The organism is Herminiimonas fonticola, from assembly GCF_003293745.1.
GTDB classification, from domain to species: Bacteria; Pseudomonadota; Gammaproteobacteria; order Burkholderiales; family Burkholderiaceae_D; genus Oxalicibacterium; species Oxalicibacterium fonticola.
Map to the genome: position 1 here is coordinate 225,666 of NZ_PTLZ01000004.1, position 20,518 is coordinate 246,183.

At 52.8% G+C, this 20,518-nt stretch carries 14 protein-coding genes and 1 tRNA gene; 8 read left to right on the plus strand and 7 right to left on the minus strand.

Annotated elements, in window-relative coordinates:
- The first annotated feature begins 101 nt into the window (after positions 1-101).
- On the plus strand, positions 102-2,579 hold the full coding sequence (rpoD, locus tag Hfont_RS13450; protein WP_241523121.1) for an RNA polymerase sigma factor RpoD: 2,478 nt from the start codon (positions 102-104) through the stop codon (positions 2,577-2,579).
- Between the two features lie 16 nt (positions 2,580-2,595).
- A tRNA-Ile gene (locus Hfont_RS13455) sits at positions 2,596-2,674 on the plus strand.
- Positions 2,675-2,903: 229 nt separating this feature from the next.
- Here Hfont_RS13455 and Hfont_RS13460 read toward each other — a convergent pair.
- The 4 genes from Hfont_RS13460 to Hfont_RS13475 form a co-directional block, all read right to left on the minus strand.
- A complete protein-coding gene (locus Hfont_RS13460) occupies positions 2,904-4,088 on the minus strand; it encodes an EAL domain-containing response regulator (RefSeq protein ID WP_112992923.1) in 1,185 nt (394 codons plus the stop codon).
- A 134-nt stretch (positions 4,089-4,222) separates the two neighbouring features.
- Complete coding sequence (locus Hfont_RS13465) at positions 4,223-5,434, minus strand: response regulator (protein ID WP_112992924.1); 1,212 nt, start codon at positions 5,432-5,434, stop codon at positions 4,223-4,225.
- The gene (locus tag Hfont_RS13470) at positions 5,434-7,806 is read right to left on the minus strand and encodes a hybrid sensor histidine kinase/response regulator (protein WP_162845914.1); all 2,373 of its coding nucleotides are present in this window, start codon (positions 7,804-7,806) and stop codon (positions 5,434-5,436) included. The genes Hfont_RS13465 and Hfont_RS13470 overlap by 1 nt, the downstream gene beginning before the upstream one ends.
- A 135-nt stretch (positions 7,807-7,941) precedes the next feature.
- On the minus strand, positions 7,942-9,411 hold the full coding sequence (locus tag Hfont_RS13475) for an aminotransferase-like domain-containing protein (protein WP_112992926.1): 1,470 nt from the start codon (positions 9,409-9,411) through the stop codon (positions 7,942-7,944).
- 342 nt (positions 9,412-9,753) lie between these two features.
- On the opposite strand from Hfont_RS13475, the gene Hfont_RS13480 reads away from it, so the two are divergent.
- The 4 genes from Hfont_RS13480 (at position 9,754) to cynS (ending at position 13,769) form a co-directional block, all read left to right on the plus strand.
- Positions 9,754-10,962 (plus strand): cyclic di-GMP phosphodiesterase, encoded by a 1,209-nt coding sequence (locus Hfont_RS13480; RefSeq protein WP_112992927.1) that lies wholly within the window; start codon positions 9,754-9,756, stop codon positions 10,960-10,962.
- Positions 10,963-11,195: 233 nt separating this feature from the next.
- Positions 11,196-12,392: a PAS domain-containing sensor histidine kinase gene (locus Hfont_RS13485; RefSeq protein ID WP_112992928.1), complete on the plus strand. Its 1,197-nt coding sequence runs from the start codon at positions 11,196-11,198 to the stop codon at positions 12,390-12,392.
- Positions 12,389-13,024, plus strand: coding sequence for a response regulator (locus Hfont_RS13490; protein ID WP_112992929.1), 636 nt, complete (start codon positions 12,389-12,391; stop codon positions 13,022-13,024). Before Hfont_RS13485 ends, Hfont_RS13490 begins: the two co-directional genes overlap by 4 nt.
- A 301-nt stretch (positions 13,025-13,325) precedes the next feature.
- Complete coding sequence (cynS, locus tag Hfont_RS13495; protein WP_112992930.1) at positions 13,326-13,769, plus strand: cyanase; 444 nt, start codon at positions 13,326-13,328, stop codon at positions 13,767-13,769.
- Positions 13,770-13,856: 87 nt separating this feature from the next.
- Here cynS and cfa read toward each other — a convergent pair whose 3' ends face one another.
- Complete coding sequence (gene cfa, locus Hfont_RS13500; RefSeq protein ID WP_112992931.1) at positions 13,857-15,020, minus strand: cyclopropane fatty acyl phospholipid synthase; 1,164 nt, start codon at positions 15,018-15,020, stop codon at positions 13,857-13,859.
- Between the two features lie 273 nt (positions 15,021-15,293).
- On the opposite strand from cfa, the gene Hfont_RS13505 reads away from it, so the two are divergent.
- Positions 15,294-16,157 carry a LysR family transcriptional regulator gene (locus tag Hfont_RS13505; RefSeq protein WP_112992932.1) on the plus strand — a complete coding sequence of 288 codons (864 nt, stop codon included), beginning with the start codon at positions 15,294-15,296 and terminating at the stop codon, positions 16,155-16,157.
- Between the two features lie 156 nt (positions 16,158-16,313).
- A complete protein-coding gene (locus Hfont_RS13510; protein ID WP_112992933.1) occupies positions 16,314-18,002 on the plus strand; it encodes a methyl-accepting chemotaxis protein in 1,689 nt (562 codons plus the stop codon).
- Positions 18,003-18,027: 25 nt separating this feature from the next.
- Here the strand turns inward: Hfont_RS13510 and Hfont_RS13515 are convergent, their stop codons facing one another.
- A complete protein-coding gene (locus Hfont_RS13515) occupies positions 18,028-19,338 on the minus strand; it encodes an HD domain-containing phosphohydrolase (RefSeq protein ID WP_162845915.1) in 1,311 nt (436 codons plus the stop codon).
- A gap of 248 nt (positions 19,339-19,586) precedes the next feature.
- The gene (locus Hfont_RS13520; RefSeq protein WP_112992935.1) at positions 19,587-20,117 is read right to left on the minus strand and encodes a hypothetical protein; all 531 of its coding nucleotides are present in this window, start codon (positions 20,115-20,117) and stop codon (positions 19,587-19,589) included.
- Positions 20,118-20,518: the final 401 nt, after the last annotated feature.

Sequence of the window (20,518 nt, forward strand, 5' to 3'; positions counted from 1 at the left end):
GGGCGGAAGCCGGAGTTGAATGCGCAAATCGGCTCGTTGAGTACGGCTTTTGCCGTATTCCAGGGCATAACCAGTTGGTAGTTGATCCAATGGCGAACGCAATGAAGAAACCCGCAAAAAATCAGACGCTTGCTGCGAGCAAAGCCAAAACGGCTGTGGCGAAGTCGACCCAACCTGTTGCAAAAAAAGTGGCGAGTAAGCCCGTCGGCAAAGCTGCGCCGACCAATGTAAAGGCAGCAAAGCCTCCAATGAAATCTGCTACGGTAGTAGCGAAATCTGCGGTGGCCAAACCTTCATCCAAAGTTGCTGCAAAGCCGGTATTAGTGCAATCGAAAGCCCCTGTGACAAATAAGAAATCTGAAGTGAAGCTTACTAGCAAGTCAGCCAAAATCGAACCGAAAGTCGAGTCGCGTCCTGGCGTCAACGTCATGATCACACCGACCGTCAGTCAAACTACTGACGCCGCCACACTGGCCGCAATTGATACGTCCGGCTACATCCTGCCGTCGATCAAGGTGCCGGGTCGTCGTGGCCGCAAGCCAAAAGAATTCCAGCCTGAGAACGACGAAGTCGCTGCATTGAATGCAGTCGAACGCGCAGAACTCAAAGCCGTCGACAAGGCAAAAGCCAAAGACCGCAAGGCCAAAGAAAAAGCATTGTTGAAAGATGCGTTTTCGAACGACACCGAAGCCAGCGAAGAAGAACTCGAAGCTCGTCGTCAAAAACTGAAAACGTTGATCAAGTTCGGTAAGGAACGCGGCTTCCTGACGTACGCCGAGATCAACGATCACTTGCCAGAAAACATCATCGATCCGGAAGCGATCGAAGGCATCATCGGCACCTTCAACGACATGGGTATCGCGGTCTACGAACAGGCGCCGGATGCTGAAACATTGCTGTTGTCCGACAACGTTGCAACCGTTGCCAGCGATGACGAAGCCGAAGCGGCTGCTGAAGCTGCATTGTCCACCGTTGACTCCGATTTCGGTCGTACTACCGATCCAGTCCGCATGTACATGCGTGAAATGGGTTCGGTTGAGCTGCTGACGCGCGAAGGCGAGATCGGCATTGCAAAACGTATTGAAGATGGCTTGCGCGACATGATTCAGGCGATCTCGGCATGCCCGACCACGATTGCAGAAATCATCGCCGCAGCAGAACGTATTTCAAAAGACGAAGCCAAGATCGACGAAATCGTTGACGGCCTGGTCGACATGAATGCAACTGAGCCTGTGATCGCACCTACTCCTGCTGCTTCTTCAGATGACGAAGAAGAGGAAGAAGAAGACGAAGAGGAAGAGGAAGAGGAAGAAACTCCTGCTGCTGCCGCTTCTGGTGCTGCTGGTTTTACCGCAGAACAAATGGAGCAATTGAAGCGCGAATCGCTCGCCAAGTTTGCGACCATCGCCCTGCAATTCGACAAGATGCGCAAAGCCTTCGAAAAAGAAGGCTACAACTCCAAGCCTTACGTTAAAGCACAGGAAATCATTTCCAACGAATTGCTGAGCATTCGCTTCACTGCAAAAGTTGTTGAAAAATTGTGCGATACCTTGCGTGGCCAGGTGGATGAAGTGCGTCAGATCGAGAAGCAGATTCTCGATGTCGCCGTCAACAAATGCGGTATGCCGCGTAGCCATTTCATCAAGGTTTTTCCGGGCAACGAAAGCAATCTCGAATGGGTCGATGGCGAAGTCAGCGGCAATCATCCATACAGCGTGGTTCTTGCGCGTAATGTGCCGACCGTCAAAGAGTTGCAACAAAAACTGATCGACCTGCAAGCACGTGTCGTGTTGCCGTTGCCAGATCTGCGCGCCATCAACAAAAAGATGGCTGCCGGTGAAATGAAGGCACGCAAAGCAAAACGCGAAATGACAGAAGCTAACTTGCGTCTGGTTATTTCGATCGCGAAAAAATACACCAACCGCGGTTTGCAATTCCTGGATCTGATCCAGGAAGGCAACATCGGTTTGATGAAGGCAGTCGACAAGTTTGAATATCGTCGTGGTTTTAAATTCTCGACGTATGCAACATGGTGGATTCGCCAGGCGATCACCCGTTCGATCGCCGATCAAGCGCGCACGATTCGTATTCCTGTGCACATGATCGAAACGATCAACAAGATGAACCGCATCTCGCGTCAGATTTTGCAGGAAACCGGTGCTGAGCCGGATCCGGCAACGCTCGCGATCAAAATGGAAATGCCGGAAGACAAAATCCGCAAGATCATGAAGATCGCGAAAGAACCGATTTCGATGGAAACACCGATCGGCGACGACGACGATTCACATCTGGGCGATTTCATCGAAGACAACAATACATTGGCACCAGCCGATGCAGCGTTGCACGCTTCGATGCGCGGCGTGGTCAAGGACGTACTCGATTCATTGACACCACGCGAAGCAAAAGTCTTGCGTATGCGTTTCGGTATCGAAATGTCTACCGACCACACTTTGGAAGAGGTTGGTAAACAATTCGACGTAACACGCGAACGCATACGTCAAATCGAAGCAAAAGCGCTGCGGAAATTGCGTCATCCTTCGCGTTCAGATAAACTGAAAAGCTTCCTCGAAGGTAATTAATATCTAGTCAGGTTACGGGCCTCTAGCTCATGCTTGGTTAGAGCAGCGGACTCATAATCCGTTGGTGCCGTGTTCGACTCACGGGAGGCCCACCAGTATTTATGTGGCAATATCAAGGACTTAGATGAAAATCTAAGTCCTTTTTTTATGTCACTTAAGTCTGTCGGTACAATTTCGGAACACTGAGCGAATAGAATAGGTTGGCACTGGAGAGAACGTATGGCAACAATTTCAAAGACACCTTCGTGACCAGGTCTCATTGAGAGAGATATCCAAACGATTGTCGAGTTTGCAATTAGCGACAAGCGCTCTTTGAGTTCCAATTTACGAGTATGCGCGTACCCAGGCTTCCACCTGCGATGCGGCCATGGGCTTGGCAAATAAGTAGCCTTGTGCCACATCGCAGCAGGTAGACTTTAGAAAATCAAAGTCCTCGCTCTCCTCAACGCCTTCGGCTACCGTTTCCATGCCCAGCTCCTTGGCCAATCCAAGGCTGGCCTGAACAATCGCGCGTAGTGTTTCGTTATGGTGTGCGCCATGTACGAAGCTGCGGTCTATCTTCAGTTCGTCGAAAGGGAGATCACGCAATTGGGCCAGCGACGAGTGACCGGTGCCGAAATCGTCGATGGACAAGCGAAACCGTCTCAAGCGCAAACGAGTCAGGATTTCAAGCGGCATGCGCAAGTCTTTCATCAACTGAGTTTCTGTCACCTCCAGTACGATAGATGCAGGGTTTACCCCCTTCAAGCGGGCCTGTTCTGACACAAAATCAGGAAAGTCTAGTGACGTCAGGTTATCCATAGAGACATTAATGGCGACACTCAGATCCAACCCTGCTGCACGCCAGATTGCGGCGTCAGTAAAGGCCTGCACGAGTACCGCACCTGTCAAGGCGTCAATCAGACCGTGAGCTTCCGCCTCAGGGATAAATTGGTCCGGATATACCAGTCCATCCAGTGGATGCTGCCAACGAACCAGAGTTTCGACGCCAGTGACCCGACGGTTACGGATAGATAGCTTGGGTTGGTAATGATTCACCAGTTCGCCGTTTTGAATGCCGCGGTGAAGTTCGTCGGCGCTATAGCTCTTGCGGGCCGCCCGCCGCCGCATGCTGTTGGTGGAGTCTGCCTTACTCAGGGCTGAATCGAGTAGATGCGGCGAAACCGGTTTGCTGAAACAACCCAGGACGTGAATCTGATGCGCCTCGACCAGCGTGCGCGCCGACTTTAAGGTGCGCTCGCATTCTCCGCTTACTAAAATGAGGCCGCCGGCGTAGCCGCGAGCCACAAGCTGGCGCACAAACTCCACGCCGTCCATGCCAGGCATGTTGAGATCGACAAGAATCACCGAAGCCGAGGTGTCGGCATCACGCAGATTGATCAGAGCTTCGAGGCCACTGTCGCAAGTGGCCACCTGCTGATATCCCATGTTGGTGAGCATCGTAGCGTGGAGATTGAGCGTGAATGCGTCATCGTCCAGCACAAGAATTTTGGTGCTGATCCTGTTCATTGGTGTTGCCTCTCAAAGGGTTGAATACGAGCATGGCTAAACGTGTCCTTCCAGTCTTGATGCCAACTTGGGCCGCATGGCTCTGACGGCGTTGGTAAGGCTTTGTGCAGGTGGTATTTATCATGTGGGAGTCCTCAGTTAGCCTGCGTGCCAAGCGCTTTCGCTTCTAATCCAATGGACAGGCGCGAAACCTTGGAATTGAGCTTGTCGCGGTCAATCGGCTTGACGGCAAAGTCAGCCGCACCGGACTTGAGGCACTCCATAACCAATGCCCGCTCACTCTTGGCCGAAATCATCATGACAGGCACTCTGGCGAGCTGTGGCATGAGGCGAATGCGCTTCAAAGTCTCCAGGCCATCCATATCCGGCAGCATCACGTCCATGAGGATGAGATCAGGCCGTTCCTTGCGCACACTGCTCAAAGCTTCAGCCCCGCTGGTGGCAAAAACCAGCCTGTAGCTTTGATTGCCCAAGATAGTGGCGATGATCTTGTGCTGGAAGTCATCGTCATCAACGACCAGCACAACAGGCTTGACCTTTTCCGCCATAGACGAGAGTGAGCGCACCGATTCCAGTGGCGCTGCGCATTGACTGGTAAGGCTTTTTGCCCATTGGCCAATAGGCCGCACAGAGTCACGCACGCTGTTGAAGCGCGCGGCGATTTCCTCCACCTTGAATCGCGCCAGTTCCCGCTCCATGGTTTCCGCCGTATCGACGGATACTGCATGCGTATTTGCCGCCCGACTGAGTTGCCTGGACCAGCGATCCACCACGGCATTGATCTCACGCTCTGCGTGCTCGACCGCCTGCTGAGTGACGTTGACTTGCTTTGAGCCGGTCTCCATGTATTGCTCAAGCAGACCTTCAAGCTCACCCAGGCGACGCGCCTGGCCAGCAAATTCTGCGAGGGAGGGACCCTCGTCCTTAAACTTGCTCAGCTCGCGATACGCGAGGTGAATAGCCATGCCCAATCGCGGCGCATCGTAGTTCATAGGCCAGAACAGCACGTAATCATCAAAATGCTGCTGCAGGCACAGCTTTGAGACTCGATGAACATTGTCCTTGTCGCACAGGATGATTGTGCGGTGAGGTTGCGCGCTTACTCTTGCACAGTGGCGGTAAAGGCCCAAGTAAAAACGCTCAGCCAGTCCCAGCGACTTGAAGGCCAACACCAAGATATCCGGCAGGTGCTCCTCGAAGTCAGTGGCGGCCTTTTCCGCAACCGTGGAAGTGCTGATCCGGCTGAAGTCCTTCGCAAGCAGCCGCTTCACCAGATTGGCATCGGATGAGTTGTCGGATGCAACCAGAATGCTAGGATTGATGATGTGCATGGTTTTGAATGACATCAGGCTTGTTGTTCGTCGCTAGCCGCAAAAATACCGGCCAGATAGGCGTCCACCAGCTCCATTTCGGACTGGAAACAGCCCCATGCCTTGGCTAAATCCTCCGCAGCACTGACAGCGCCTGCCTGTTCAATGTCCTCGCAATGCTCGGCAAGCTTGAGAGCGCCAACACTGCGCGCCGACGCCTTCAGGTTGTGGGCGCCGATGGCGGCTTTGCGGAAGTCGCCATCGGCGCGGGCATCCCCAATCTCGCTTGTAATTTTTGCCGCACTGGCACGGAACTGGCGAAGGAAGCTAATGACAACCTTGGCGTCATTCCCCACCAATTTGCGCAACACGTTAATATCGACCGGAACGGTAATATCTTGTCGCGTGTCGAAGTTTGTCTGGGCCTGCTCGCCGGCCATAAGGTCGGCTTGGACAGCCTTTTGATTCGACACTTTGGGCAGCCAGCTCTCCAGCATGGCTTGCAATTCGGCAAGGGGTGTAGGCCTGCACATGAAATCATCCATGCCGGCGGCCCTGCAGCGCTCGCTCTCGCCTTTCAGTGCGTTAGCCGTTAGTGCGATGATGGGGATATGCCGCTCTGGGGATTCTGCGGCACGTATGGCGGCTGTAAGTTGGTAGCCGTCCATCACGGGCATGTGCAGATCGGTGAGCAGTAACGCGTAGTCACCGCTTTGCCAGCGGGCCAACGCTTCTTCCCCGTTTACTGTCAAGTCGGCAGCATAGCCCAGCAGGGTGATTTGCTGTTCGATCACCTTCTGGTTGATGTCGTTGTCCTCGGCTACCAGAATCAACCGGCCCTCGCGGCGCGCCTGTTCGCGTGAAGGTGCCTTGCGTGGTTCTGGCATTGGCACAAGGAGCGCAAAGCCGCTATCTTCTTTTTCGGCACGTTCCGCCGCACTATATTTCTCGAGGTTCGGGTCCAGCACGAATGGCAAGCGCAAGGAAAAGGTGGAGCCCTTACCCGGCCCGCTTTGGACCGCGATACTGCCACCCATCAACTCCACCAGGTTGTGGGTGATGGCCAAGCCCAGTCCAGTACCTCCAAAGCGCCGGGTCGTAGAAACATCGGCCTGGGCAAAGGGTGCGAACAGGCGGGAAATAGTTTCCTGCGTCATGCCAATGCCATTGTCCACCACCTGGAACTCGGCGTTCACCCACCCGGACTCGCGCGCGATCAGCATGGCCCGTACAGCCACATGGCCCGCCTTGCCAGTGCTGGCGGAAAATTTGATGGCGTTGTTGATAAGGTTGATCAGCACTTGTCTAAGGCGCAGCTCGTCGCCCAGCAACTTGCGGGGAATAGCCGGATCGATAAAAAACGTCAACTCCACCCGCTGCTTTTCCGCCAGACGGCTGAGCATGGTACAGACTTTTTCCACCACGTCAGCCACGACGATGGGCTCGTTCTCGATTTCCACGCGCCCTGCTTCGATCTTGGAGAAATCGAGGATGTCGTCGATGATGCCCAGTAGCGAGAACGCCGACTCGCGTATTAGATCCACCATGGCCAATTGGTGCGCCTTGAGTCTGGAGCGCGCCAGCACATCGATCATGCCGATCACGCCATTCATCGGGGTGCGGATTTCATGGCTCATGGCGGCCAAAAAATCCGATTTAGCCTGGGCAGTGCGGCGCTCACGCAGATCGTCCAGGCAGACATAGGCGAAAGTCTCGCCGTCACTTGTTACCAAGCTGACGGAGACATCGACCGGAATCTCATGACCATCGTTGTGGCGAACGCTACTCTCGAGCCGCAGCGAACCGCTCTCGCACAACTGGTGCCAGCGCTGAGGCCAATGCTTCTCGTCGATTTGGGTGTCAATGTCGGTCACGCGCATCCGCAGGACCTGCCCGCGATCCAAGCCCAGCAGCCGACAGGCCGCGGCGTTGGCATCTTGAAAGGCGCCGTCGGGACCGACCAGGAATAGTGCGTCGTTAGCCTGTTCGACAGCATGGCGGGTGAGCAGCAGTTGGCGCTGCGCTTGCTCTCTCTCACTCACGTCGCACGCAGACGGGATCAGCCACATCACGCGTCCATCTGGACCATACAGGGGCAGCAGCGAGAAATCCATAGCGATTGTGTGGCCGCCGCTTGTGGCGATGCGAACGTCGAAGCGCAAGGCCTCCCCGCGCGAGGCACTTGCAAGTGCTTCTTGCAGTTTCCGCCTTGACGACTCACAGCCTTGCCACCAGGGAGTAGTGTCAAAGCGTTTGCCGAGTACCTGCTCCAGAGTGCTGCCGATGCTTTGCAGCGCCGCATTGTTGGCATAGCGCAGAACGCCGTCGGCGTCGAGCAGACCGGCGAAGACCGATGGCCCCAGTCGATCAAGCACGTCGTGCAGCGAGCGTTCGGCGTCAGGTGACATGCTGCTAGCCGCGAGCAGGGGTACCGAGGCATCGCCGCAAGGAATTTTATGATCTGGGGCTAGTTCGTCCATGCCGACAGTTTGCCCGGAAAACTGCGCTGTCTGTGTGAGCAGTTGCGGGCTTGGATGACCGGATCAGATCGATGGGGGCACGCCGGAATTGGCGTGCATTGAGTCGCTGACCAGCCTTGCTAATGTGCGCGTCGCGCGTTCGAGTACCGCGTCCCAGCGCTGACCACAGGTCAGCCGGATGTGGTGCTGGAACTCGGCGCGTGCGGAAAACATGGGGCCTGGGGCGATGCTGATACCTTGCGCCAGCGCGGCTCGATACAAGGCCATCGCGTCGACGCCGATGGGCAATTCGAGCCACATGAAATATCCACCAGCCGGGCGCACAACCAGCGTCCCATCAGGAAAGTTCCTGGTAACAGCGTCGAACAGGCTTGCGCGTTGGGCCTGCAACGACAGGCGCAGACCTCGCAGGTGGTGGTCGTAGCCGCCTGCCTGCAGATACTCGGCCAACGCAGCCTGAGCCGGGATAGACCCAGAAAGGCTCGTCATGACCTTTAGCCTCTGGACGTCTCGCACCCATCGGCCGGGCGCGGCCCAGCCGACTCGATAGCCTGGGGCCAGGCACTTCGAGAACGACGAGCAGTGCAGCACCAGACCACGATGGTCGAAAGCCTTGGCGGGCAGCGGCGCCACCTTGCCTTCATAGAGCTCGGAATAGACGTCGTCTTCGATCAGCGGTATGTCGTGGCGCGCGAGCAATTCGACAAGATCGCGCTTCTTTGTATCGGGCATCAGGCTGCCGAGCGGATTCTGGAAGGTGGTCATCAGCCAACACGCCTTTGGGTGATAAAGTTCGATTACTTGTGCCAGGCGACCGAGATCGATGCCCTCGCGAACGTGGGTCGGCACCTCGATGGCGTGCAAGCCCAAATGCTGGAGGGCCTGCAACGCAATATAGAAGGTCGGGGACTCGACCACCACCGCATCACCCGGCCGCGCCACCGCGCCCAGGCACAAGTTCAACGCCTCCATCGCACCGTTGGTTAGCACGATCTCGTCGGGGTCCACGGCCATACCCTGCCGCAGATAGCGCTTGGCAATCTCGCGCCTCAGTCGCAGGTTACCTGGCGGCAGGTCGTCGACCATATTCCAAGGTTTAAGTCGTCGCGTGCTCGATACCAGCGCGCGACGCAGTCGGTCGAGAGGGAAAAGGGCCGGGTTCAGGAAAGCAGAACCGAGGGGCACAATGTCGCGCGCTAGCGCAGAGCCGAGGATCGTGCAGATCAAGTCGTTGACCTCGACGGCTTGGCTTCCCGGCTGTGGGTCGGAGGTTCGTGGTTCCGCGAGCAGCACGCCGCCAGCGCGCGCGGCGACAAAGTAACCTGACCGCGGTACTGCATGAATCAGACCGCGGGACTCCAGCAGGTAGTAAGCCTGGAACACCGTGCTTGGGCTCAGGTGCCGAGTGGCACAGATCTGGCGAACGGAGGGCAAGCGGTCCCCGGGTCGGAGCACACCGGCAGCGATCTGCTGCTGGAGCTGTTGAGCTAGCGCTTCGAATTTCGAAGGGGCTATGGATTGATGTTTAGGCATGGTGTCGGAACCGCGCCTCAGTCGAGCACCGGCTGGATAGGGGGGCAGTGCTTCAGTCTACGCCCTTAATGTCGAAATGTAACCTAGCTTAGCTGTGAACTAAGACCGTATAGGCTCATAATTCGTTGGTGCCGTGTTCGACGGAGGCCCACCATAAAAACAAGGGGTTACGTTCATTCGTAACCCCTTTTTTGCGTCTGAATGTTTATTCAGGGCATCTTCAGAATGAATCGGGTTAATATAATTCACGCGATATAAGTATCGCTCATGGAAAAAGTACATCATCAATAATTAATAAGATATTCACTGGATGGGCCAGGCAACACTAACGCGAGCGCGCATATGCTGAAACAAATCAATGTGGAACAGCTCCGTGTCGGAATGTTTGTTCAGAAGTTTTGCAGCACCTGGGACGAGTCACCATTTTGGCGGACCTCGCTCTTGCTCGACAATCTCAAGGATTTGCAAAAGATTCAAGTTAGTGACGTTGCGGCAGTGTGGATAGATACTTCCAAAGGTTTGGATGTTGAGAAACCTGTAGCTGAAAAAAATGAAGCTGAACTAACAACACAAAAAATTGCTCCCTCGCCTATAGTCGTACCGCGTCGCGCATCATTCGACGACGAGATGGCACGTGCCAAAAAAATATGCGCAGATGGCAAGACGGCTGTCACCACCATGTTCCAGGAAGCGAGAATGGGCAATGCGCTGAATACGGCGCACGCGCATTCACTGGTAGAAGAAATTTCCTCGTCCGTCATGCGCAATCCAGACGCGCTCATCAGTCTTGCCCGCTTGAAAAACAAGGATGATTACACCTACATGCATTCGATCGCGGTATGCGCGCTGATGATTGCCCTCGCCAAAAAACTGAAACTGGATGACAAGCAGACCAGGGATGCGGGTCTGGCGGGACTATTGCACGATGTAGGAAAAATGATGGTGTCGCAGTCGATACTGGACAAACCAGGCAAGCTGACTGATGACGAATTCGTCGCGGTCAAAGAGCATCCGGTTGAGGGCCATAAGATATTGTTGGAGTCGCCAGATGTCACCGAGGCGGCTCTCGATGTGTGTTTGCATCATCACGAACGATTCGATGGAACTGGTTATCCGCACAGACTGGAAGGCGAAAATATCAGTCTGTTTGCACGCATGGGAGCTGTCTGTGATGTGTATGATGCCATCACATCGAACCGTGTTTATAAAGCAGGTTGGGAGCCGTCAGAATCCTTGCGCCGCATGGCCGAATGGAAAGGGCATTTTGATCCGGCAGTGTTCCAGGCATTTGTAAAATGCATAGGCATTTATCCGACAGGTGCATTGGTCAAATTAAAAACCGGACGTATAGGTGTCGTCGTTGAGCAGTCAGAAAATTCGTTGTTGACGCCAAAAGTAAAAGTTTTCTTTTCGGTCAAATCAAATGCCTACATCACACCTGAAGTCGTCGATCTGGCGAGGCTGGAAGGATACGACAAAATCATGGGTCTGGAAGATGCAGAAAAACTCGGACTTAAAAATGTGCATGGCATATGGGCTGGCGTCGCGTAGGAGAAAAATTCCTCGGGGCCTGGCGATGTCGGTATATCTTCTGAGCTCATGAGTTCATCTTTCATAGTCGCGAAACTTCCTTCCTGAGATTCCCCTGCGTTGGGAACGCACGAATTGGCCGTCCTGGTCTGATTCCACCAAAAATTCCACGATTTTGCAAAGCACTGGCACGTCAATTGCAAACACTTGAGCAATCAATCATTGCAAAGTGATCATCAAGTGAGCGCAAGAATATGAAGACCAGATTGCCGGCTGAGGCCGAGCGCGCTTTATGGCGTGACAAGTTGATGTTGCTGATGGAATCGACCAGCGATGGCGTCTACGGCATCGATCTGGCGGGGCTGTGTACTTTCATCAATCCTGCTGGTGCAGCGATGCTGGGTTATTCGGTGGATCAGATGCTGGGCCAGAATATGCATTGCTTGATGCATCATTCGCACGAACATGGTCACGCGTATCCGGAAGAAGATTGCCCTATCTACCGCGCGTTTCGTGCTGGGCGTACCTGCAAGATAGACAAGGAAGTTTTCTGGCGTGCGGATGGTTCGTCTTTCGCGGTTGAGTATTCATCACACCAGATAGTCGAGCAGGGAAAAATCTGTGGCGCAGTTGTTCTATTCAGCGACATTTCTGAGCGCCGCCAGGCGGAGCGTCAATTACATAGAACTAATCGCGAACTGGAGTTGCGTGTCATAGAACGCACTGCCGAATTGTCCGGTGCGCTGGCGCAAATGCGTGAATTGTCTGCTTATGCCGACTCTGCGCTTGAGGAAGAGCGTCGCCGCATCGCGCGCGAAATTCACGATGAGTTGGGCAGCTTGCTGGTAGCGCTCAAGCTGGATGTGAGCTGGATGGAAAAGCGCGTCGTCGATAGAGCGGAAGTGGCTGGCAAGTGCCGGGCTATGAATCGTTTGATTGAATCAGCGGTAGAAAACGTAGGCCGCATGATCACCGATCTGCGCCCCAGCATTCTCGATCATCAGGGTTTGATCGCCGCATTGGAATGGCAATTGCAGGAATTCATAGAAACTACCGAGATGGAGTGTGACTCCAGCATTGAAGTCGCAGATGATATCCACGCACCTGACGGTAATCTGGCAACCGCGATATTCCGCATTTTTCAGGAAATGCTGAGCAACGTAGCGCGTCATGCGCAGGCTAGTGCCATTCAAATTCGCATTCAACTCAACGAAAATTCCTTGGTGATGGCAGTGCACGACAACGGCATAGGTGCGCAGCCCTTCGATCTTGATAGCAGTCGCTCATACGGTGTGATGGGTATGCGCGAACGCGCGATGCATTTTGGTGGCAGCCTGGAAATTATCAGTGCGCCAGGCAAAGGCACGCTGGCGCGCTTGTTCATTCCACTCGCACCGCAGAAGTGCGAAATTGTGGGTTCCACAAAAAATCCGCACGGAGTCAGTGCATGATCAATCTGCTTTTATGTGATGACCACCGCATGGTGCGCGAAGGACTGAAGCAAATTCTGGCCGATGCCGGTGATATCGATGTCATCGGTGAATGTGCCGATGGCGCGGAAGTATTGCGCCAGGCGCGTGTGCTGCCGATAGATGTGGTTTTGCTGGATATTGCGATCCCGGTGCACGACGGTCTGGAGGTGCTGCAGCGATTAAAGAAGGAAATGCCGCGCCTGCCAGTCTTGATACTTTCCACCTATCCAGAAAAGCAATATGCTGCGCGCTGCTATCGTTTGGGCGCTTCTGGCTATCTGAATAAAAGTGTCGATAGTGATCAGCTTATCATCGCGATACGCAAGGCGGCCGAAGGCGGTATGTACGTTAGTGCCAGCATGGCAGAGGCACTTGCCACTAGTCTAGGTCAGCATGCGACGAGGCTGCCGCACGAGACTTTATCGCAGCGCGAATATCAAGTTTTCAAGGCGCTTGCCAGCGGTACTTGCGTCAAGGATATTGCTGACCAGCTTGGACTCAGTCCGAACACGGTGAGTACCTATCGCAGTCGCATACTGGAAAAAACCGGCGCCAGCAACGACGTTGGCATTGCCATGTATGCAGTCAAACACCAACTGATTACTCCCTGAGAAATCGGCGCTTGCTGTACTGCTGAAGTAACAGGCAACAGCAATGCGCGTTAATCATTTCCATTTTCCCTCGCTTGCCAAAAAATAATTTGTAGTGCTGGCACTACAAGCCATCGCTGGCTTACGACAAAAATTCCTGCTTGGCTCGCCGTTTGCAACATGTTCGGTGTAAGCAACTTCAGGGATCTACGCATGCCCATTTCCAAATGCTTAGCCCTGATCGTTCTTTGAATAATTGTTGGTAAGTCTGTGCACGCAAACACGCACGAAATATTTATCTTTAACTCTTGAAGGAAGCAATATGGACCGCAATACTGTTACCCAAAAAATCGTCAACACCAAAGTCGCTCAAGGCATGAAGTGGACTGACATCGCCAGCAATTTTGAAGAAAGCAAGGAGTGGGTCACTGCGGCTTGTCTCGGTCAAATGACTTTCACCAAGGCACAAGCAGCGATTGCGCAAAAATTGTTCGCGCTCACCGATGAAGAATGCGCATGGCTGCAAATCGTGCCGTACAAAGGCTCACTGGAATGCAGTGCGCCTAGCGATCCCTTGATCTATCGCTGGTACGAAATCGTCAATGTGTTCGGGCCGACCATCAAGGAATTGATCAGCGAAGAATTCGGCGACGGCATCATGAGCGCGATTGATTTTTCCATGGACATTCAACGCCAGGCCGATCCAAAAGGCGATCGCGTGAACGTGATGTTGTCGGGTAAGTTCCTGCCGTATAAAACCTGGTAATTGCACATCGAGTTGCAAAATCAACAGAGTCATTTGGACATACAGGCGCTATTGATTTTGCAACTTTTTTCTCGCGGATAGATGAACTTAAATCAGTTCACGGTGATACCCATTAGGTACGCCATCTTTGGATAGTAGCCATTGCCACAACTGGATATCGCGCGCACGGAATGCGCCTGCGCATGAGAGCAGGTAATAACGCCACATACGGTAAAAGCGTTCGCCCAATTCATCTGCAAAGAGCGGCCATGCGGCGTCGAAGTTGCGGAACCATGCCATCAGTGTCTTGTCGTAATCGGCACCAAAATTATGCAAGTCTTCAACCACGAATAGATTGTCGACAGCATCACCAATCTGGCCTACCGAAGGCAGATCGCCATTCGGGAAAATATATTTATCTATCCACGGATCTGGCGCTGATTTGCGCAGGTTTTTGCCTATCGTATGCAAGAGGAACAAGCCATTTTTCGGCAGACATTGATGCGCAACCTGCATATAGGCGCGGTAATTTTTACGGCCTACATGTTCAAACATGCCTATGCTGGCAATCGCATCGAAAGGTTCGTTCAGCTCGCGATAATCCTGCAGGCGGAATTCCAGCGGCAAATGCGCATAGCGTTGCTGCGCCCACGCAACCTGTTCTTTTGAAATGCTCACGCCTACGCATTCGACGCCATAATTCTCAGCGGCATATGCCATGAAGCTGCCCCAGCCGCAGCCTATATCGAGTACGCGCATGCCGGGTTTGAGTTGCAGTTTGCGGCACACCATATCGAGCTTCGCGACCTGCGCCTGTTCCAGAGTAGTCGCGCTTTCCCAATAACCGCAGGTGTATGTCATGCGGGAATCCAGCATTGCCGCATAAAAATCATTGCCCAAGTCGTAATGCACTTCGCCTACCTGTTTGGCACGCTTGATGTCTTGCCGATTCAATAGTTTTGCAGACAAGGCATGGCCCAGCAGACGCAGCGGTTGTATTTGATCAGTCAGTCTGGTGCTTAACAGGCGGGCAAAAAATTCATCCAGTTCTTCCGCGTCCCACGCGCCATCCATATACGCCTCGCCCAAGCCCAGATTACCTTGCGAGAATGCACGTTCGGGCACTCCGGCAGATTTCAACTGCATGTCCCATGGACTTGCTCCATTGATTTGAATCTCGGCTTTGCCAAGCAGCTCGACTGTTGCACGATGCAGACGGGAATTTTTTGGGGTAAATGGCGCAGGAGTAGGCGCAAAGAATTGTGAAGACATTCAGAAGTTTCCTTTCATGAAATGGTCAAAATCTTGTTTTCGTTTTTGATGCGTACGGAAAAAATGAACGACAACGAAGCTACATTGCAAACGCAATGACACGGCGCGACAATCAAACAAAAACCGGAGAGCACTCAGGCATTCACTAAAAGACATTTCCCATCAAGAAATGTCTTGGCGCTAAAATATGCGTAAATTATGCATATTTATCAAAAACAGTAAAAATGAAATTTACTGCGATTTATTATCAGTAATGTTGCATTGAAGGCGGCCATGGATATTGAACTCGCACGCACCTTTCTTTATATCGTTCGTTCCGGCAGTTTTATCGCTGCTGCAACGCGTCTTCATGTGACGCAGACGACCGTAACGGCAAGGGTCCAAAATCTCGAATCGCAATTAGGCTGCAGCCTGTTTGTGCGCAATCGCTCCGGCGCGCGGCTTACTGATGACGGCGAACGCTTTGTCGGTTATGCCACGCAATTGATACAGACGTGGGATGCGGCGCGGCGCGATTTGCCTTTGCCGGATGGCTATGGCGATTCGCTTTCGCTGGGGAGTGAAGTGAGCTTGTGCAATCCCTTGATGCTGCAATGGGCGATGCATTTGCGGCGGGAATTACCTTCGCACGCTATTCGCGTAGAGGTGGGCGATGGCGAAGCTTTGCAATCCAAACTGGAGCGCGGCTTGCTCGATGCAGCGCTGGTTTACAGGCCCGAATACTGGACCGGCATGCAGGTGGAACAGATACTGGAAGAAAAACTGGTGCAAGTCGCATCCGTCAAAAATCCTGATCCTTATATCTATGTGGATTGGGGGCCAAACTTCAGGGAAGAACATGATTCGGCGTTGCCGGACAAGGCTAGAAATGTCTTGTCTTTCAACCTGGGGCCGCTCGCCTTGCAATACATCCTGCAATGCGGCGGCACTGGATATTTCCGCACACGTGTCGTGCGTCGTGCACTGGAGATGAATCTTTTGCAAAAAGTGAAAAGTGCGCCTGAATTTTCATACCCGGTTTTTCTCGTCTACTCACGGGAGAAGGAATCAGAGGTAATGCAAAAGGCTTTCGAGTTGTTGCGTTCTGTCGTCAAAGAAGAGGCGGATTGGTCTGAACACTGGAGTTTTACGCCGTAATCACCGCTATGCACGTGCGTAAGTGCGCTCGCCGCCGTAGTTATCTACAGAAAATTTGATCTAGCGCAAAACACGAGTTTCCACGTGGAAATATAGTGGCAGTAACCTTCGCGCGCGCGAAGGTTCGCTCCTTAAACTCCACGCTGGAAGTCTCACATGCGCACCAATTTACCCGTATCAAATACTGAATTCTTGTTGAAGGATGGGATGTCGCTGGTATCGAAGACCGATACCAAGGGGCGCATTACTTATGTGAACCCCGCCTTCATCGAAGCCAGCGGCTTTACCGAAGAGGAATTGCTAGGCAAGCCGCATAATCTGATTCGCCATCCCGACATGCCTGAGCAGGCATTCGGCGATATGTGGCAGACGCTGAAAATGGGTTTGCCGTGGACCGGGTTGGTGAAGAATCGCCGCAAGAATGGCGAGTTTTATTGGGTCAACGCGAACGTCACGCCGGTACGTGATAACAATCAAATCGTCGCCTACATGTCGGTGCGCAGCAAGCCGAATCGTGCGCAAGTAGATGGTGCGGCCCGGATTTATGCGCGTTTCAAGGCTGGGCAGGCAAAAGGTCTGGCAGTCAGACGCGGGGCTGTGGTCACTACCGGTTTGGTCGGCAAGTTGGTGTCACTCAAAAATATCGGTTTGAACGCACGCATAGGTATGAGCATGGGTGCAATCATCGCGGTCATTCTGGGTTTGGGCTTTGCTGCTACAAGCGCCGCAGAAAATATCACCATGTCTTACTGGTATGGCGGCGCCACGCTGATTGGTGCTGGTATCGCGGCTTTGGCCTGGCTGGGTTTATACCTCTCTATCGTGCGACCCTTGAACAATTTGATAGACAAGACGCGCATCATCGCCGGCGGCGATTTTACAGCCGACTTCAAAGTCGATAGACATGACGATATGGGTCAGTTGCAGCAAGCCCTGCAACAGATGAATGTGAACCTGCGTTCGGTCATGGGCGACATACGCAGCAACGTCGATTCGATTTCGATTGCTACGCACGAAATCGCTGCCGGCAATATGGATTTGTCGCGCCGCACTGAAGCGCAAGCCGCCAGCCTGGAAGAAACCGCATCCAGCATGCAACAGTTCGCATTGACCGTGAAGCAAAATTCAGATAACGCGCTTCAGGCAAACAAGCTGGTGCAATCCGCATCCGAGATTGCCGGCAAAGGTGGCGCAGTTGTCGAGAAAGTTGGCAGCACGATGGATGAGATCAGTACTTCGGCCAAACGGATAGTCGACATCATCAGCCTGATTGACGGCATTGCATTTCAAACCAACATTCTTGCGTTGAATGCGGCAGTGGAAGCAGCACGTGCAGGCGAACAGGGCAAAGGATTCGCGGTAGTAGCAGCAGAAGTGCGCAGCCTCGCGCAACGCTCGGCGAGCGCAGCAAAAGAAATCAAAACCCTGATCGACGATTCAGTGGATAAAGTCGACAGTGGCAACCGTCTGGTCAGTGACGCCATGGCAACCATGAACGGCATTGTCGATTCAGTGAAAAGTGTGACCGACATCATGAACGAAATTTCAATCGCCAGCCGTGAGCAAAGTGAGGGTATCGAACAAGTCAATCTGGCGATCACGCATATGGATGCAGTGACACAACAAAATGCCACATTGGTGGAAGAGGCTGCGATGGCTGCTGCAAGTCTGGAAGAGCAGACCATGCATTTGACGCAATCGATCGCAGTGTTCAAGACGAGACGTCATGATGCAGGGAATGGCACTCCAACATCGGATGCAACTGTAGCACTGCATGTAACGATGCCTGCACGCAAGCCAATGCTGATTTCTAATTCGACATTGAAAATATCTGCAGCCGCATGAGGAGCGAGCGGCCGTGATGGATGCTCTATACGGCCACTACCTCTTCTTTGTTCGGTACCTTGACCCAAATCGTCATGCGCACGCCCCAGGCACTTTCAAACGAAATGATCTTGTTGATGAGTCGTTCATCGAGAACATGATCGGTGGACAGCAACAAGAAATTATCCTGACCGATCAAATCGCGTGCGATGACCATGCCGGGTTTGAGTTGGGAAGTGAATAGTTCTACATGCGCTTCTGCCGTTGGGCTGATGACGCCTGTGATGACTGCCTGAAACGCGAGTACGACGGCAGGATCGTAACGCTTGCCTTCGCCACGCAGCACCATGTTGAAGGCTTGATCGTCGCGCAAGTGACGTTGCAATAGAGTGCCGTTTTGCAGATTTTCGTAATCGCTGGCGATAGCAAGGATGCGGGCACCTATAGGTATATTTTCCCCGGCTAAACGATCCGGATAACCAGCACCATCGAAGCGTTCCTGTTGCCAGCGAATGATGTGCGCAATGGTTGCCATATCCTGCAAAGGCATCAGCAATTGTTCGCCACGTACTGTAAATCTTTGATATACGCCGAGTGTGTCGCCATTCATTTGATTGAGCGAGGTCGCCAGCAATTCATCCGAAAAACCGATTTTTCCAATGTTGTGTAATAAGCCGGCGACAAAAATTTCTTGCGTAGTATGGAAATCGACATCCATGCGCACTGCAATACGTCGCGCAAGTTCAGCGACGCGCCTTGAGTGGCCAGCCATATGACCTGCACGCATTTCGATCAGGTTCGAGAAAATCTTGATCGTGGTTAGAAAGCTGGTATTCAGTTTTCTATTGACGTCCTTGAGACTGTCATTGGTTTTATTCAATTCTGTCGTGCGTTCTTCTACTTGCTGCTCAAGATCGTCATGCGCTGCCTGCAGCGCTATCTCTGCAGATTTTTGTTGCGTGATATCTTGCAGAACCTCAATCGCTCCGACAGTCTGGCCTTCCGAATTGCGCAGTGCCGACGCAGAAAATGAAAGCCAGCGTCCAGCTTCACCCAAGCGCGGGAAGAAATCCTCAATCTGATAAGTGCCTTTGATTAGGTCCGAGCGTCGCGGCTTATTGGCGTAGAGCACATTGACGCTTTGTTCTATCGTGCCGGCCACGATCAGGTCAACCAGCAAAGGCCTTTCATGCGTATACAAAAAACGCCAATGGTTGCGTGTGCCTACCATTTCGGCCGCGGTTAATCCGCTGATCAATTCGCAGGCGCGGTTCCAGTGTGTGATGACATGGTCATTATCAATAGCAAATGTAGGAACCGGGCTACCTTCGAAGAACTCGGAGACGTCAGCTGTCATCAGGCTCTGTGCTGAAGAGGAGATCAAATGTGATTGCTTGCCAAGAGGCATTTTCAACTTTGTGTTATTTGTTAATTTTGTTTATATCACTTTTTCACACTATTTCGGTAGCCGGCATGAGGGGCGATAGCGCTGCAATGGCTTAGCTTATATTTTTGACAGGAAGTATCGATGCGGTAGCGAACGGTTGATGGTGCTGTGACTTGATATCCGTAGTAACGATGAAATTGATTATATGAAACGCTGATCTATAGCTTCAAATCCCGAGCAAGTTGTTCCATGAATTTTTCATAAGCGACTTGCTGCGCCATGTCATTGCATTCCTTCGTGAATTGATGTTCCCACGAGTTTTCCCAAATCTTTGAATAATGCACACGCCGGTCGCCGACTTGCGTCGATATCTCGCTGCGTATTTTTGCATCCAGCCCTGGGCCACCAAAGGGCTTGAAGGCTTCGATCATGAAGCGGTGGTAAGTGTTGAACAATTCTTGCGAGAAGAAGGGTTTGTAGGTGTACATCGCTTTATCCACGGCGGGTTTTTTTGCCACGACTTCGGCGGGGCTGAATTCTTTCCAGCAGCCGACAAAGGACAGGTAACAATAAATGTCGTTCAGCTCGCCGCCTATGGTTTTATAAATTTCGCTGCGCAGACCGGCTGCGCGTTCGGCGTTCTTGACGGACTTGTTAATGATGATGCCGAGTATCAGGACGAAAACCGGCGTCAGAATGGAGACGATCAATTTCGCTACGTCGAGCGAATTCCATGTTGAAATTTCCACTAGCACTCTCCCTCTTTTTACTAAAGTCGCTTTTGTAATTTTTAACTGATGGCAACTTGATAAGTTTAGCTTGGCAGGATGCGCTAGAGATTCGTAAATTTAGCGGATGAATGCCGCAGCGCAGCAGTGCGGATCGGCAGCAGCCCTCTATTTCCCTGCATTTGGCAGCCAACTCATTGATAAATCACGACAATTCATCATCCGGCGTATAATGCAGCCTGTCACTGTCGAGGTGGCAATGGCGGTCGAGATGGTCACGATTTTCAATAGCGTCCTGCGTCTGTGCATGCTCCTCGTTTCATCACCAAATAAAACATTCAAATTTATCGAAAGAGCCAGGTCTTTTTCGGATCAGTTGAGCGCTACGTTCTCACCATCGCCAGCTATCATGTCGCCTCCGC